This window comes from Streptomyces sp. 891-h (assembly GCF_022760275.1).
Classification (GTDB): domain Bacteria; phylum Actinomycetota; class Actinomycetes; order Streptomycetales; family Streptomycetaceae; genus Streptomyces; species Streptomyces spirodelae.
In genome coordinates this window covers 1,060,852-1,076,164 of sequence record NZ_CP050693.1, presented here as the reverse complement: position 1 = coordinate 1,076,164, position 15,313 = coordinate 1,060,852, and the positions used below count along the sequence as shown (strand labels likewise).

Here is a 15,313-nt window from a genome sequence, read left to right as displayed (position 1 = left end):
TCACAGTCGAGCGTGATTGCAGATGTACTTGCAGACGTGCTTGCAGAAGTAAGTACGGAGCAGTCACAATGCCCGCGTACTCCCACCCCTGGCCCCCATGACGCGAACTCAACTCCGTGAGTGGCCAGCGGAGTTCGCGATCTTCGGAGTGCACGGTCGTCCGTCCGTCCACAGGAGTCCCAGTGACCACACCAGGCGCACAATTCCCCGCCCCTGCGGACCAGGCGGACGACAGCCTCAGTTGCGACCACCCGCTCACCCGGCTGCTGCTCCTGCTGGAGATCGCCGATCAGCCCGACTGGCTGCGCGACCTGGCCGCGACCGCCCGGACGCCCGCCGGTGCGGCCTCAGTCGCGCAGGGCCTCGGGTAGCCCGGCCGCGTGCAGGATCTCCAGCCGTGAGACCGCACGGGTGAGCGCGACATAGAGGCGCTGCGGTCCATGCGGCCCGCCGTCGGCTATCTCGGCCGGCTCCACCAGCACCACGTGGTCGTACTCCAGGCCCTTGGCCAGCTCCGCGCCGACCACGGTCACCCGCTCGGCGTCCTGCTCGCCGCCCGGCTCACCCGTGGCCATCCCGGCCGCGGCCAGGGCAGCGCGCAGGTCAGCGACGCGCGCCGCGTGTGCGATCACCCCGACGGAGCCCTCCCGGCCGAGAGCGGCGGCCACTCGTGTGGTCACGCCCTCGGTCAGCGCCCGCGCCGTCGGCACCCGCACCGTCCGCAATTCCCCGCCGGTGCGCAGCGATCTGGCGTGCGGCACCCGCACCGGCAGGGAGTCCAGCAGCCGGTTGGCCGGCTCCAGCAGTTCGGACGGCACCCGGAAGCCGGTGGTCAGCGGAGCCACCGTCGCATCCGGCGCGCCCAGGTGCGCCAGCTGCTCCGCCCAGTCGCGCGCCGCCCACGGAGTGGTGCCCTGCGCCAGGTCGCCCAGCACGGTCAGCGAGCCGAAGCGGCTGCGGCGGGCCAGCACCCGGCACTGCATGGGGGAGAGGTCCTGCGCCTCGTCCACCACCACGTGCCCGTAGCTCTCCGGTGGGTGGGCGATCAGCCCCGCCACCTCGTCCAGCAACAGCAGGTCCGGCTCCGACCAGAGGGCCGTCCGGGGCGACCGCGGGCGGCGCCCCCGCCACACCAGCGCGAGCTGTTCGTCCTCGCTCAGCACCCCCTCGGCGGCCCGGGCCAACGCCTCGGCGTCGCCCAGCAGTCCGGCCACCACGTCCTCGGGCCGCACCCGCGGCCAGACGGAGTTCAGGAAGCCGGTGAGCTCCTTGGTCCTGCCCATCCGGCGCAGCCACGCTTCGCCCGGCGGCCCGGCCCTGCGCTCGGCCTGGTCCCGCAGGAGGGCCACGGTACGGGCCCGCACCCGCTCCCTGCCGACTTCGTACGGTGGCTGCTGCGCCAGTGTCTCCCGCACCACGGCGCGCAGTTCGTCCTCGTCGAGCCGCCAGCGGTAGGAGCCGTCCGGCACCGTCACCGGGCCTTCGGGCAGCCGTACGCGGGCCTGGAGCGCGTTCCGCAGTACCGTCGCCATCCGGGCGCTGTGCTTGAGCTCCACCGCCTGCGGGCCGTCCTCGGCGCGCACCGGCTGGTCGGGCAGCAGATCCCGCACCGTGCACTGGCGTACCCCCACCTCACCCAGCGCGGGCAGCACGGCCGAAATGTAGCCGAGGAACGCCGGGTTGGGGCCGACGACCAGCATGCCGCCGCGCTCGATGCGACGCGGGTAGGTGTAGAGGAGGTAGGCGGCGCGGTGCAGGCCTACGGCGGTCTTCCCGGTGCCCGGCGCGCCCTGGACGCACAGCGAGCCGTCGGGGCCCGAGCGCACCAGATCGTCCTGCTCGGGCTGGATGGTGGCGACGATGTCGCGCATCGGCCCGACCCGGGGGCGCTCGATCTCCCCGGCGACGATCCGGGAGGCAAGGCCCGCACCGGCCGCCGCGGAGCCCCCCGTGCCCTCCATACCGTCCGCCCCGGTCTGGCTGTCCGCGCCGTCCCTGCCGTCCGCGCCGTCCGTACGGTCATGCAGCCGCTCGTCCTCAAGACCCGTCAGGTCCTCCGCGGTGCCCGTGCCGCCCGGAGCCCAGCCGAACCGCCGCCGCGTCACGACGCCCTGCGGGTCCCGTGCGGTCGCCTGGTAGAAGGCGCGGGAGACGGGGGCCCGCCAGTCCAGCACCAGCGGTGGCGCCGAGGGATGTTCGCCGACCCTGCGGCGGCCGATGTAGTAGCGCTGGCCGCGGTGCTCGCCGGCCTGCTCGCCGTCGTCGCCCCCGGTGGCGAAGTCGAGCCGTCCGAAGAACGGGGGCCCGTCGGCTTCCTCCCGCAACTCCTTGGCCTGGCTGCGCAGATAGCGGCCCAGCGCCTCGGCGCTCGCCCCGTCACCCGCGACGCCTTCGCCCGCGGCCTCGCCCGAGTGCTGTCCGGTCAGCACCCCGGCACCCTCCAGCACCCGGCGCTGCGCGGCGGCCTTCGTACGGTCGAGCGTGGCGCGGCACCGGTCGGTATAGGCGCGCTCGGCGGCCAGTTCGGCCTGCAGGACGTCCTCCTCGGCGGTGCTGGCGCCTTCCTCGGCGGTGCTGTCCCTCGGCATCTCGTCCCCCGGTGTGTCGTCCCCCGGCATGGGGTGGCGTTCCTCTCTTCCCGTTCCGTCCGGGCTGTCGCCCCTGTCTCCCCGTCAGGCGAGCGGCCTCAGGCCGGTACGCAGCAGGGCGAAGGCGTGGTGCGCGTCGTCGCGTGCCGCCTCGAAGGTGCTGTCGGCGTCGGCGCCCCGGGCGATCCGCTGCCAGTTGGCGGTCGCCAGCACCCGCTGGGACGTCACGATCTGCCCGGCCGCCAGTCGCGCGGTCAGCGGCGGGCCGCCGCTCACCGCGGGGACCCGGGCCAGCTCCGCCGCCAGGGCCTCCTCGGAGCGCGCGGTGTAGGAGTGCAGGCGGGCCACCAGGCTCGGGGTGCCGTACAGCAGCCGGTGGAAGGCGAGCACTTCCGGCTCGTCGCACAGGCCGGTGACCGGGTCGCGGGACTCCAGCCCGGCCAGGAAGTGCTCCTCCAGTGCGGTGAGCGGGGAGACGCCCGTGCCGCGTCCGGCGACCACCCTGGCCGCCTCGTCCTCGTGGTCGGCGAAGCGGTGGAGGGCCATGTCCTCCTTGGTGGAGAAGTAGCGGAAGAGGGTCGGCTTGGAGACCTCGGCGGCCTCCGCGATCTCGGAGACGGAGACCGCGTCGAAGCCCTTCTCCAGGAAGAGGGAGACGGCCGCGTCGGAGATCGTCTGGTAGGTGCGCTGCCGCTTGCGCCGGCGGAGCCCGGTCGATTGCTCGCTCATGGGGGGAAGGTACCAGGAAACTTGTAACCGAGTTAAATTTGTTTCCGAGTTGCCCTACGACTCTCCCCGGGGGACTCGCGACGGCTTCTACCGCATCCACCCCGTGTGCACCAGACTGACGGGGTACCCGCGTATCGAGGCGAGGACGCGAGGAGAGGACGGACATGTCGGAGACCAACGAGCCCCCCGAGGAAACCCCCGCACCCGCCCCCGCAGCCGGCCGTGTGGTGGTCGGCGTCGATGGTTCCCCGCACTCCCTCCGCGCGCTGGACCGTGCCGCGGACGAGGCGCACCGCAGGGGCGCCGAACTGGAGGTCGTGTGCGGCGGGCTGTCGGCCAGGCGCAGCGCCTACCCGGAGACGGAGGCGGACCGGGAGCGGATGCGCCAGGCCACCCGGGAGGTCGCCGTCGGCGCCGCCGACCGGGCCCGCGAGCGCGTACCGGGGCTGACCGTCACGGCGATCGGGCTGAGCGAACCGGCGGCCGACGCGCTGGTGCACCGCAGCCGCACCGCGGAGCTGACCGTCGTGGGGACCCGTGGCCACGGCGGGTTCCGCGGGCTGATGGTCGGCTCGGTCAGCCTGCGGCTGGCCGCACACGCCGCCGGCCCGCTGATGGTCGTACGCGGCGACTCGCCCGAGCCCGGCGCGCCGCCCGGTGAGACGGTCGTGGGCCTCAAGTGGGAGGGCGCCACCGAACCGGTCGAGTTCGGCTTCGAGGCCGCTCGGCGCACCGGGGCGCCGCTGTGGGTGGTGCACAGCTGGATCTACCCCATGCTGCCCGGGGTGGCGCTGCGGTTGTCACCGAGGGAGCCCTCGACGGAGACCAAGCGCGCCGAGCAGTTCCTCGAGGACACGCTGCGGCCGTTCCGTGAGCGCTTCCCCGATGTCCAGCTCGGTGCCGAGCAGCACCAGGGGCAGGCGGCCGAGCATCTGATCAAGCTGAGCGAGGGCGCGGACATGCTCGTGCTGGGCGTACGGCGCCAGCACCGGCGCCTCGGCCTCCAGCTGGGTCCGGTGGTGCACCAGGTGCTGCACCACGCCAAGTGCTCGGTGGTGCTGGTGCCGGTGGCCTGAGGCCTGAGCGCCCTCGGCCCGGGTCGCCGGGTTTGTTCCGGTGAGAGGGCGCCCCTGGCCGTAGGTTGCGGGCTGCGGCGCCGTCGTGGTCGCTCGCGCAGTTCCCCGCGCCCCTGGCGGGCGAGGCTTCCCTTTGGAGGTTCGCCCGACGCGCGAGGGGCCGATCGTGTGACTCTGTACGATGGAGGGCGTCTTGCAACGCGCGTAGAGTCCCCGGCACGTCCTGGTCAGGACCCTGCAATGACGCACGTCGCACCAGAGAACCACGCACGGAGCCCCACCCATGGCAGTCTCCCCCGGCGTCTCCGACGCCGACGGCGCCGCCCCGGCGCCCTCCTCCGCCTCCCCGTCCTCCTCGGCCGCCCCGGACACCGCCGTGCTCGACGAGACCGTCGAGACGCGCGGTATCGAGCCCGTTCCCGATCACGAGCGCCGGGGCCGGGTGCGCGAGCTGTTCCCCACCTGGGTGGCCGCCAACATCAGCGTCCTGCTGCTCACCATGGGCGCCGGACTGGTCGTCTTCAACGGCCTCAACTTCTGGCAGGTGCTGCTCGCGGCTGCCGTCGCCGGCAGTGTCTCCTTCGGCCTCGTCGGGCTGCTGTCCGTGTCCGGCAAGTGGGGCGGCGCGCCCGGTGCCATGCTCTCGCGGGCGACCTTCGGGGTGCGGGGCAACTACTTCCCCGGCATGATCCTGTGGGTCGCGCGCTTCGGCTGGGAGACGATCAACGCGGTCACCGGCACCTACGCCGTTCTCACGGTGCTCAGGCTGCTGTTCGGCGTGCGGAGCAGCACGCCGCTCATCGTCGTCACGCTGCTGCTGTTCGTGGGTGTGACGTTCCTGGTCAGCGGGATGGGCCGGAAGGTCCTCAACCTGTGCAACACCTGGTCGACGTACTTCTTCGGGCTCTTCACCGTTCTGGTCTTGGGCTACCTGGTCACCACCATGGACTGGGCCGACGTCTTCTCCAGGCCCGCGGGCAGCACCGCCATGCTCATCGCGGGCATCGGCACCATCGCGGCCGGCGGCATCAGCTGGATCCCCACGGGCCCGGACTTCGCCCGCTACCTGCCGCACAGCGCCGAGGGACGGAAGATCTTCGGTACCACCGTCTCGGGCGCCCTGCTGGTGCTGGTGCCGATGGTGCTGATGGGCGGCGTGATGTCGGTGAAGGACCCGGCGCTCGCCAAGACCGACGACCCGGTCTCCTTCCTCGGTGAGGCGCTGCCGATGTGGCTGGCCGTGCCGTACCTGGTCATCGCGGTGATCGGCATGCTGCTGATCAACAGCCTCTCGATGTACTCGGCCGGCTTCACCGCGCAGACCATGGGCGTGAAGCTGCCGCGCGCCTGGGCCGTCAGCGTCAACGCCGTGATCAGCCTGGTCGGCGGTCTGCTGCTGATGCTGGTCGCCAAGAGCTTCTACGGCTCGTTCATCTCCTTCCTCTCGCTGCTCGCCGTCTCCTTCTCCGCCTGGGTCGGCGTCTACGGGATCGACATGCTGCGACGCCGCAACCGGGCCGTGCGCTACGACCCCGCAGGACTGGTCGACACCTCGCGCACCAGCCGCTACTGGTACGTCGGTGGCTACTGCTGGCAGGCCATGACGGCCTGGGGCATCGCCCTCCTGCTCGGCCTCGCCTTCACCAAGTGCGACTGGTTCACCGGTCCGCTGGTCTCCACCTGGATCGGCGAGAACGGGCTGGGCTGGGCCGCCACCGCGCTGCTGGCCGCACTGCTGTTCGCGGTGCTCCCGGTGCCCCGCGAGGGCGAGCCCGCCGCACCGGTCCCCGCCCCCCGCGAGGGGCAGGGCGCCGCACCGGTCCCCGCCTCCCGCGAGGGCGAGCCGGCCGCGCGGGCGGCGCAGGGCTGACGGCACGGCCGACCGGACCGCAGGGCAACCGACGCCGCCGGGCCCGCAGGGGTGAGGAACCCCGGCGGGCCCGGCGGCGTATGCGTGAATGGATCTCGGCAGACCGGAAACCCCGGCTGACGGACAACGCCAGCGGGCGCCCGCCAGCGGCGTCACCCCTACAGAGCCGAGGTCGCACAGTGAGCAGCGCACACGTCCCCACTGTCCTGCTGAACAGCGGCACCGAGATGCCGCAGCTCGGGTTCGGCGTGTACCAGGTGCCGGACGACGAGGCCGCGGACACCGTCTCCGCCGCGCTGGAGGCCGGCTACCGCAGCGTCGACACCGCCGCCCTCTACGGCAACGAAGGCGGCACCGGCAAGGCACTGCGCGAGTCGGGCATCCCCCGCGAGGAGCTGTTCGTCACCACGAAGCTCTGGAACACCGACCAGGGCCACGACACCGCGCTGCGTGCCTTCGACGACTCGCTGGAGCGGCTCGGTCTCGACTACATCGATCTGTATCTCATCCACTGGCCCGCACCGGCGCGCGAGCTGTACGTGCAGACCTGGCGGGCGCTCGCGGAGATCCACGACAGCGGCCGCGCCCGCGCCATCGGCGTCTCCAACTTCGAGACCGACCACCTCCACCGGCTCTTCGACGAGACCGGCGTGGTGCCCGCCGTCAACCAGATCGAGCTGCACCCCCGGCTCCAGCAGCCGGAGCTGCGGCGCTTCGACGCGGACCACGCCATCGTGACCGAGGCGTGGTCCCCACTCGGCCGGGGCAACGGCGTCCTGGACGATCCCGTCGTCCGCAAGGCCGCGGCCAAGCACGGCAAGACACCGGCGCAAGTGGTGCTGCGCTGGCACATCCAGCTCGGCAACGTCGTCATCCCCAAGTCCGTCACCCCCTCCCGGATCAAGGAGAACCTCGACGTCTTCGACTTCGAGCTGGACGGCGACGACCTACGGGAGATCCAGCACCTGGAGAGCGGCACCCGGATCGGCCCCGACCCCCGCACCCTGAACTGACCATGGCGGCCGCGGGCAGCGCGTGCGTCTTCTGCCGGATCGTCGCCGGTGAGGCGCAGGCGTACCGGGTACACGAGGACGGCGCCGTCGTCGCCTTCCTCGACCAGCGCCCCCTCTTCCCGGGCCACACCCTCGTCGTCCCCCGTAACCATGTGGAGACCCTGACCGATCTGCCCGAGGAGTCGGTGGGCCCGTACTACATCGCCGTACGCCGCCTCACGGCCGCCGTCGAGCGGGCCATGGAGGCCGACGGCTCGTTCGTCGCGGGGAACAACCGGGTCAGCCAGTCCGTGCCGCACCTGCATACGCACGTGGTGCCGCGCAGACGGAAGGACGGGCTGCGCGGCTTCTTCTGGCCACGCGGGCACTACGCCGACGAAACGGAGGCCCGCCAGATCGCGGCCCGCATCCGGGCCCAGCTGTGACCACAGCGGCAGTCCTGTTCACGGCAGCAGAGCCGCGACCGCCTCCACCGTGTCGGCCTCCTCGGGCCGCTTGTCCTCCCGGTACCGCACCACCCGTGCGAACCGCAGCGTGACGCCCTCCGGATAGCGGCTGGAACGCTGCACCCCGTCGAAGGCGATTTCCACCACCAGCTCCGGCGCCACCACCACACCCCAGGACTTCTCCTCGACGGCCAGCTCCCGGAACCGTTCGGTCTGCCAGGCCAGCAGCGCGTCGGTCAGCCCCTTGAAGGTCTTGCCCAGCATCGCGAACGAGCCGTCCGCGCGCCGCGCCCCCAGGTGCAGGTTCGACAGCTTCCCCGCGCGCCGCCCGTGCCCCCACTCCGCGCCGAGCACCACCAGATCGAGCGTGTGCACCGGCTTCACCTTCAGCCACGAGGCCCCGCGCCGCCCCGCCGAGTAGGCCGCGTCCAGCGCCTTGACCACCACGCCCTCGTGGCCGCGTGCCAGCACCTCGTCCGCGAACTCCCGTACGGCGTCACGCGTGGGTGCGTCCGCCGGGTCGGGCACCGGCACCCGGCGCACCCTGAGCTCCTCGGGCACGATCCGGGCCAGCGCCGCGTGCCGTTCGACCGACGGGCGGTCCAGCAGGTCCTCGCCGTCCAGGTAGAGCACGTCGAAGAAGACCGGATGCAGCGGCAGCTCGCTGCTTGCCCCCGCCACGTCCAGCCGGGAGGCGACCCGGCCGGAGACCTCCTGGAACGGGCGCGGCCAGCCGTCCTCCTTGAGGGCGATCACCTCGCCGTCCAGCACCACCTGCCCGGCAGCCACCCGCCGGGCCACCTGCGCCGCCTCCGGCAGCCGCTCGGTGATCTCCTCCAGCGTCCTGGTGTAGACCCGGACCCGCTCGCCGTCCTTGTGCACCTGTACCCGGATGCCGTCCAGCTTCTCCTCGACCGCGCAGGGCCCCAGCTTGTCCAGGGCCTCGGCGATGTCCTTGGCGGTGTGCGCCAGCATCGGCAGCACCGGCCTGCCCACCTCCAGCCGGAACCGCGTCAGCGCGCCGGGCCCCTCCGCCAGCACCGCTTGTGCGACGGCCCCCAGCGACCCGCCGAGCATCACGGCGCGCCGTACTTCGCCGGGCTCGGCGTCCACGGCGGCGGCCAGGCCCTCCACGGCGAAGGCGTCCAGCGCACCCTGCCGCAGCTCGCCCCCGATCAGCCGGACCAGGAACCACTGCTCGTCCCCGGTGGCAGCCCCCATCAACTCGTCCACCTGCCGCTTGCGCTCGGCCTGGGCGCCCTTTCCGGCCACCCGCGCGAGCCGGGAGAACGCCGCGTCCACCTCCGCGATGGTCAGCGTGGGCTCCTCGGCGGGCGGCGGCAGCTCGCGCAGGCTGCGCCAGCCCACCCCCGTACGGCGCTGCGGCAGGCGCCCGGCCAGGTAGGTGACGACCACCGGGACCTCGGCGGGCTCGGCCCGCCGGAACAGCTCCGCGAGCAGCGTCACCTTCTCGTTCCGGCCGGCGGCCTGCGCGATCCGCGCTGACGTGCGAGCGATGTCCTCCAGCAGCATGGCTTCATGGTCACCCATCGGGCACGGGAGTGCCCACGGCGTCGCATGTCATGCGCGCGGCGCCCGCCCGGCGCAGAATCGGCAGTGTGGATCTCCCGGTGCTGCCGCCAGTGAAACCGATGCTCGCCAAGCCCGTCTCCGCCGTCCCTGAGGGCATGCAGTACGAGGCGAAGTGGGACGGCTTCCGCTGTCTGGTCTTCCGGGACGGCGACGAGATTGAGCTGATCAGCCGGACCGGCAAGTCCCTCGTCCGCTACTTTCCCGAGCTGGTCGACGGGCTGCGCGCCCGGATGCCGGGGCGCTGCGTGCTGGACGGCGAGATCGTGCTCCCGCTGGGCGGGCGCCTCGACTTCGAGGCGCTGCAGCAGCGCATCCATCCGGCCGCCTCCCGGGTGCGGCTGCTGGCGGAGCGGACTCCCGCCTCCTTCGTCGCCTTCGACCTGCTGGCGCTGGACGACACCAGCGCGATGGAGGCCCCGCTGGCCGAGCGCCGCCGGATGCTGGAGACGGCGCTGGAGGGGACCCGTCCGCCGCTGTATCTGGCACCGGTGACCTACGACAGCGCGGTGGCACGCGACTGGTTCGCGCAGTACGAGGGCGCGGGGCTGGACGGTGTGGTGGCCAAGCGGACCGACCTGCCGTACCGGCCGGGGGAGCGGGTGATGCTCAAGGTCAAGCACGAGCGCACCGCCGACTGCGTACTGGCCGGACTGCGTCCGCACAAGAGCGGCCCCGAGTCACTGGGCTCGCTGCTGCTGGGCCTCTACGACGCCTCCGGCGCTCTCCAGTACGTGGGTGCCTCGTCCTCGTTCCCGGCCACGCGCCGGCGCGAGCTGATGCGTGAGCTGGAGCCGCTCGGCATGGACCGCCCCCAGGAGCACCCCTGGGCACGCTGGGAGAGCGAGGCCGCCCATCTGGAGGGCCGGATGCCGGGTGCGCCCAGCAGGTGGAGCGGCGGCAAGGACGCCTCCTGGGTGCCGCTGCGCCCCGAGCGGGTGTGCGAGGTGGCCTACGACCACATGGAGGGCGAGCGTTTCCGGCACACGGTGCTCTTCCGCCGCTGGCGCCCGGACCGGGACCCTGCCTCGTGCACGTACGAGCAGTTGGAGCAGCCGGTGCGCTACGACCTGGAAGAGGCACTCGGCGGCCGGTGAGCCGCTTACGCCCGCCGGTCAGCGGGCGGAGCGGACCGGGTCGTCCCCTTCCGGCTGTGGCAGTCCGGCGGCCAGCGAGTCGAAGCACGAATCGAGCGTGGCCAGCAGCTCCTCGGCGGGCGACTCGGGGTCCCAGGCGCGGATCGACGCGCGCAGCACCGTCAGCCCGGTTCCGCCGAGGATGCGCGGGTAGAGCGCGTCCGGCGGCAGTCCGGTGCGTTCGGCGACGGCGTCGGCCAGCGCCTCGGCGATATGGCTGTTGCTGTGCAGCAGCTTGGGGACCAGCTCCGGGTAAGCGCCCAGCAGGCGGCGCCGGTCAAGCCAGCCGGGGTCGGCGACCAGTGCGGGGACGGCGGTGCGCAGCGTCTGGTGCAGCGCCTCCAGCGGCGGTTCGTCCGTCGGCCGCCGGGCGAGCAGCTCGACGAGCTGGCCGGCCAGTCGGCGGTCCCAGTCGAAGACCGCGTCGTCCTTCGTCTCGAAGTAGTTGAAGAAGGTGCGCGGGGAGACCCCGGCGGCTTCGCAGATGTCGTGCACGGTGACGGCCGAGGGGCCGCGCTCCAGATACATCCGGACGGCGGCGGCGCGCAGCGCCGACCGGGTCTCCAGTTTCTTGCGCTCGCGCAGGCTGCGGGCGGCGGCTGTGGTGGTGTGGTCGGCCAACTGTGCTCCCGCGCTGTTCGGTTCCGACTGTGCGGCCTCCTGTGCGGCCCCAGGTGTGGCGCGGTTTCTACAGTAGTGCATTTTTGCAGCGCTGCACCTTTCTGTTAGCCTCTCTAATCATTGGCTATGCCACGTATAAGACTGTTCAGAGGCTGCACGAGGAGGCGGACCCGCTCCATGGCGGAACACGCGGAACACAAGGCGGACCCGGAAGGCGGGGGAGGCGGCAGCGCCTCCACGCTCGGCGTGACCGTACGCACCCTGGCGGAGACGCTCTGGTTCCCGGCATTCTTCTTCACCGGCTTCCTCGTCTGCTACCTGCTGCCCTTCCACAACCCGGTGCCGCACCACGTCGACGTGGCCGTCGCCGGGCCGTCGGCCGGACAGCTGGAGCAGGCCCTCGCGCACCAGAGCCCCGGCGCCTTCGACATCCACCAGGTCGCCGACGCGCGCGAGGCACACGACGCCGTCACCGGGCGCGAGGTCACAGCCGCCTATGTGCCCGACGCGCACAAGCCACAGCTCTACGTCGCGAAGGCGGACGGCTACTCGCTCGAATCCGTCCTCCAGAAGACCTTCACCAAGGTCGCCCAGCAGAGCGGCGGACAGCTCCAGGTCCACGAGGCGGCCCCCACCGCACCCGGCGACGGCATGGGAACCGGACTGTTCTACGTCGTCCTCTCCTGCACCATCCCCTCGTACGTCAGCGTGATGATGCTGCTGCGGGCCACCACCTTCGGGCGGCGCAAGAAGGTCCTCACCCTGGTGGGACTCGGCGGGGTGGAGAGCGTCGTCGCCTTCTTCGTGGCCCGCGCCATGGACGTCATCCCCGACGAACCGCTGGCGATCCCGCTGCTGTTCCTGTTCACCCAGGCGGTCGCGCTGACCTCCTACGGGCTGGTGCCGTTCTTCAAACAGTTCTTCCCCGGCGTCGCCATGGGCCTGTTCGTGCTGCTGAGCATGCCTTCCAGCAGCGGCGCGATACCCGTCCAGATGGTTCCCGGCTTCTTCCGGGCGCTGCACCCCGTGATGCCGATGGGCAACCTGATCGAGGCGTTGCGCGGCCTGTTGTACTTCGACGGGAAGGACGTGTGGCGGCACGCCCTGGTCATCTGCGCCTGGGTCGTCGCCGGTGTCGCGCTGATCGCGCTCGGCGCCTGGAAGGAACGGCGCGCCGCCCGCAAGGAGGCGGCAGCGGAGGGCGGCGCCGAGGCCGCCGCGCCCGCCGAGCCACCGGTCGAGGACCCCGCCATCGAGCTGCCGCAGCCCAGCGCCGTGGCCCCGCACAGCCACGGCATGGGGCTGCGGGAGCCCAATCTGACGGGCCGGGTCACCGACGAGGGCGGCCGGCCGCTGCCCGGCGTCGCCATCACGGTCACCGGCACGCACGGCAGGGAGCTGGTACGCGCCATCACGGACCAGCACGGCGAGTACGCGGCAGCCGGACTCTCGGCCCAGTTCGTCAACGTGATCGCCAGCAGTCCCGACCGCCTCGCCGCCGTCGCACGCCTGCAGATCCGCGACGGCCACCCCCTGCGCCACGACTTCCGGCTGGAGCCCCGGCCGGTCCCCGTGTAACGGTCCGGGGCACGCACGGGGAAGAACAGCCGACGGCCGCCCGGCGATGCCGGGCGGCCGTCGGCGTGGTGCGGGCGGGCGGGGGCGCCTCAGGCGCCGGCGCCCTCGGGGCCGTCACCGGCCTGGCCGGCGCGGGCCTCCTCCTCGGCGGCGCGCCGCACCTCCTCCATGTCGAGCTGCCGGGCCTGGCCGATAAGGTCCTCCAGCGTCGCCTCGGGCAGCGCCCCGGGCTGGGAGAAGACCAGGGTGCGGTCCCGGATGATCGCGAGGGTGGGGATGGACTGCACCTCGAAGGCGGCCGCGAGCTCCTGCTGGGCCTCGGTGTCGACCTTGGCGAAGGTCAGATCGGAGTGCCGCTCCGCAGCGGCCTCGTACACGGGTGCGAAGCTCTTGCATGGGCCGCACCAGGAGGCCCAGAAGTCGATCAGGACGAAGTCGTTCTCAGAGATGGTCTCCTCGAAGTTTTCCTTGGTCAGCTCGATGGTGCTCATGCTGTCTCCTGCCATGGGGGCATCAGGACGGGCCGCGCCCTGGGCGCTGGGGAACGCTTTTCGCCAGGGTCCACATTCCCCCGACCGTTCCCCGGCACAGCCATGGCAACACACCCGGACCGAGGCCCGCACGGCCGGGTCCTGGTGCACCCGGTGGGCACGGGAGCGCCGCCCGGGATCACCGGCTCACCGCGGCCCGGAAGCGCCTCGTACGTCGAAACCGCCGCGGCCGTCGAACCGAACCTCCAGTACGAGGTCGAAACCGTCCGCCAGGGACGGCCTGCGGAGCCGCTGGTGGGTGGCCCTGAGTCCGACGTCCGGGACGCGGGCGCGGCCTTCCCGTGCCGCGTTCCGCTCCAGGGAGGCCGCGAGGTCGGGCGGGAACCAGTACGCGGTCACCCGGGCACCGTGTGCGTGGCCCAGGTCGATCAGGGGCGTCCACTCCGCCGGTGAGGGGTTGGTGTTGTCGACCGCGACCGCCTGCCCGGCGGCCAGCGCCTCGTCGATCAGCCGCAGCTGGCGCCGCTGCTTGTTCCGTGCGGACCGGGGGAAGAGGTCCTTGCTCACCAGGGCGTGGCCGCGGGAGCCGGAGCCTGTGCGGTCACCGGCGAGGTGCTGCCGGTAGAAGGAGGACTTCCCCGCCGCCTGGAGCCCGACCAGTACGGCCAGCTCAGGGCGGGATCCCCCGGCCGGTCTCCGCTCCGTCACGCCCTGCGAGTGGCCCGGCGGCCGCCCCGTCAAACGGGCCGCCGGGCCACTCGCAGGGCGGGCCGCCGCTACGCGGTGCGGCCGATCAGCGCTGTCAGTTCTTCGAGCTCGTCCGCGGAGTCCCTGGTGGTGGAGTGGGAGAAAGGAGAGCGGTACGCGGGGGCAGGGGCAGGGGCAGGGGCAGGGGCAGGGGCAGGGCGGCATGCGCCTCAGGGGCGGTTGCCGACCTCGTGCACGGCCTGCGTCCAGGCGCGGGCCTGCTCGCTGAGGGTGATGCCGAGGCCCGGACGTGCGGGTATGTGCATCCGCCCGCCGCTGGTCTCCAGCCGCTCGTTGAACAGCGGCTCCAGCCAGTCGAAGTGCTCCACCCACGGCTCGATGGGGTAGGCGGCGGCCAGATGGAGGTGGATCTCCATGGCGAAGTGCGGGGCCAGCGGCAGCTGTTGGTGCTCGGCGAGCGCCGCCAGCTTCAGGAACTGGGTGATACCGCCGATGCGCGGCGCGTCGGGCTGGATGATGTCGGCGGCACCCTGGCGGATCAGCTCCCAGTGCTCGGCGACGCCGGCGAGCATCTCGCCGGTGGCGACCGGGGTGTCGAGAGCGGCGGCGAGCGCCGCGTGCCCCTGCGCGTCGTAGGCGTCCAGCGGCTCCTCGATCCACACCAGGTCCAGCGGCTCCAGCGCGCGGCCCATCCGCCGCGCCGTCGGCCGGTCCCACTGCTGGTTCGCGTCGACCATGAGCGGGACGCCGTCGCCGACGTGCTCGCGTACCGCCCGCACCCGCTCCAGGTCCCGCCTGCCGTCCGGGTGGCCGACCTTGATCTTGATGCCGCCGATCCCTTTCTCCAGGGAGGCGGTGGCGTTGGCCAGCACCTCCTCGGTGGGCGCGTGCAGAAATCCGCCGGAGGTGTTGTAGCAGCGTACGGAGTCGCGGTGGGCGCCCAGCAGTTTCGCCAGCGGGAGTGAGGCACGCTTGGCCTTCAGGTCCCACAGGGCGATGTCGAAGGCGGCGACGGCCTGGGTGGCCAGCCCGCTGCGGCCCACCGAGGCACCGGCCCACACCAGCTTGGTCCAGAGCCTGCCGATGTCGTTGGGATCCTCGCCCAGCAGGTGCTCGGCGATCTCCCGGGCGTGGGCGAACTGCCCGGGGCCGCCCGCCCGTTTCGAGTAGCTGAAGCCGATGCCCTGGTGCCCGCCCTCGGTGGCGATCTCCGCGAAGAGGAACGCCACCTCCGTCATCGGCCGCTGCCGCCCGGTGAGGACCTTGGCGTCGCTGACCGGGGTGGCCAGCGGGAGGAGCACCGAGGAGAGCCGGACCCAGGAGAGACGGTCCCGGGCCGCTGTTCCGGCGTGCTGCGCGGCCGGGGCTGCCACTTCGTGGGCCGAGGCGGTCGTCGTGGTCACCACTGCGTGTCCCTGGGTGTGAGGCGGTTCGGGCGGACGGATCTGGGCGGACCGGCCGGGCCGG

The 15,313-nt window shown here is 72.5% G+C and carries 14 protein-coding genes; 7 read left to right on the top strand and 7 right to left on the bottom strand.

Going from position 1 to position 15,313, the window contains the following annotated elements; all coding sequences use genetic code 11:
• The first annotated feature begins 182 nt into the window (after nucleotides 1-182).
• The gene (locus tag HC362_RS04850; protein WP_243082555.1) at nucleotides 183-371 is read left to right on the top strand and encodes a hypothetical protein; all 189 of its coding nucleotides are present in this window, start codon (nucleotides 183-185) and stop codon (nucleotides 369-371) included.
• On the opposite strand, the gene HC362_RS04845 is transcribed toward HC362_RS04850, so the two are convergent.
• Nucleotides 348-2,588 (bottom strand): AAA family ATPase, encoded by a 2,241-nt coding sequence (locus HC362_RS04845; RefSeq protein ID WP_243088358.1) that lies wholly within the window; start codon nucleotides 2,586-2,588, stop codon nucleotides 348-350. The two genes, HC362_RS04850 and HC362_RS04845, sit on opposite strands and share 24 nt — an antisense overlap.
• 84 nt (nucleotides 2,589-2,672) lie before the next feature.
• Nucleotides 2,673-3,317, bottom strand: a complete 645-nt coding sequence (locus HC362_RS04840) for a TetR family transcriptional regulator (protein ID WP_243082553.1) — start codon at nucleotides 3,315-3,317, stop codon at nucleotides 2,673-2,675.
• Between the two features lie 164 nt (nucleotides 3,318-3,481).
• Here HC362_RS04840 and HC362_RS04835 point away from each other — a divergent pair, with 164 nt between their 5' ends.
• The 4 genes from HC362_RS04835 to HC362_RS04820 all read left to right on the top strand — a co-directional run bounded on the left by HC362_RS04835 (nucleotide 3,482) and on the right by HC362_RS04820 (nucleotide 7,701).
• The gene (locus HC362_RS04835) at nucleotides 3,482-4,393 is read left to right on the top strand and encodes a universal stress protein (protein WP_243082551.1); all 912 of its coding nucleotides are present in this window, start codon (nucleotides 3,482-3,484) and stop codon (nucleotides 4,391-4,393) included.
• Nucleotides 4,394-4,676: 283 nt separating this feature from the next.
• Nucleotides 4,677-6,263 (top strand): cytosine permease, encoded by a 1,587-nt coding sequence (locus tag HC362_RS04830; protein ID WP_243082549.1) that lies wholly within the window; start codon nucleotides 4,677-4,679, stop codon nucleotides 6,261-6,263.
• A gap of 227 nt (nucleotides 6,264-6,490) precedes the next feature.
• A complete protein-coding gene (locus tag HC362_RS04825; RefSeq protein WP_243088357.1) occupies nucleotides 6,491-7,276 on the top strand; it encodes an aldo/keto reductase in 786 nt (261 codons plus the stop codon).
• A 2-nt stretch (nucleotides 7,277-7,278) separates the two neighbouring features.
• Complete coding sequence (locus tag HC362_RS04820) at nucleotides 7,279-7,701, top strand: HIT family protein (RefSeq protein WP_243082547.1); 423 nt, start codon at nucleotides 7,279-7,281, stop codon at nucleotides 7,699-7,701.
• An 18-nt stretch (nucleotides 7,702-7,719) separates the two neighbouring features.
• On the opposite strand, the gene HC362_RS04815 is transcribed toward HC362_RS04820, so the two are convergent.
• Entirely contained in the window at nucleotides 7,720-9,255 is a 1,536-nt protein-coding gene (locus tag HC362_RS04815) for an ATP-dependent DNA ligase (protein WP_243088356.1), read from the bottom strand.
• A gap of 86 nt (nucleotides 9,256-9,341) precedes the next feature.
• Between HC362_RS04815 and HC362_RS04810 the strand changes: the two genes are divergently transcribed.
• Nucleotides 9,342-10,409: an ATP-dependent DNA ligase gene (locus HC362_RS04810; RefSeq protein ID WP_243082545.1), complete on the top strand. Its 1,068-nt coding sequence runs from the start codon at nucleotides 9,342-9,344 to the stop codon at nucleotides 10,407-10,409.
• 18 nt (nucleotides 10,410-10,427) lie between these two features.
• On the opposite strand, the gene HC362_RS04805 is transcribed toward HC362_RS04810, so the two are convergent.
• Nucleotides 10,428-11,150, bottom strand: coding sequence for a TetR family transcriptional regulator (locus HC362_RS04805; protein WP_243082544.1), 723 nt, complete (start codon nucleotides 11,148-11,150; stop codon nucleotides 10,428-10,430).
• Between the two features lie 96 nt (nucleotides 11,151-11,246).
• Between HC362_RS04805 and HC362_RS04800 the strand changes: the two genes are divergently transcribed.
• A complete protein-coding gene (locus HC362_RS04800) occupies nucleotides 11,247-12,647 on the top strand; it encodes a carboxypeptidase regulatory-like domain-containing protein (RefSeq protein WP_243082542.1) in 1,401 nt (466 codons plus the stop codon).
• A gap of 89 nt (nucleotides 12,648-12,736) precedes the next feature.
• Here HC362_RS04800 and trxA read toward each other — a convergent pair whose 3' ends face one another.
• The 3 genes from trxA to HC362_RS04785 all read right to left on the bottom strand — a co-directional run bounded on the left by trxA (nucleotide 12,737) and on the right by HC362_RS04785 (nucleotide 15,219).
• On the bottom strand, nucleotides 12,737-13,138 hold the full coding sequence (trxA, locus tag HC362_RS04795) for a thioredoxin (protein ID WP_243082541.1): 402 nt from the start codon (nucleotides 13,136-13,138) through the stop codon (nucleotides 12,737-12,739).
• Between the two features lie 186 nt (nucleotides 13,139-13,324).
• Nucleotides 13,325-13,846 carry an ATP-binding protein gene (locus tag HC362_RS04790; RefSeq protein ID WP_243082540.1) on the bottom strand — a complete coding sequence of 174 codons (522 nt, stop codon included), beginning with the start codon at nucleotides 13,844-13,846 and terminating at the stop codon, nucleotides 13,325-13,327.
• 209 nt (nucleotides 13,847-14,055) lie between these two features.
• Nucleotides 14,056-15,219 carry a mandelate racemase/muconate lactonizing enzyme family protein gene (locus HC362_RS04785; protein ID WP_243088355.1) on the bottom strand — a complete coding sequence of 388 codons (1,164 nt, stop codon included), beginning with the start codon at nucleotides 15,217-15,219 and terminating at the stop codon, nucleotides 14,056-14,058.
• Between the last annotated feature and the right edge of the window lie 94 nt (nucleotides 15,220-15,313).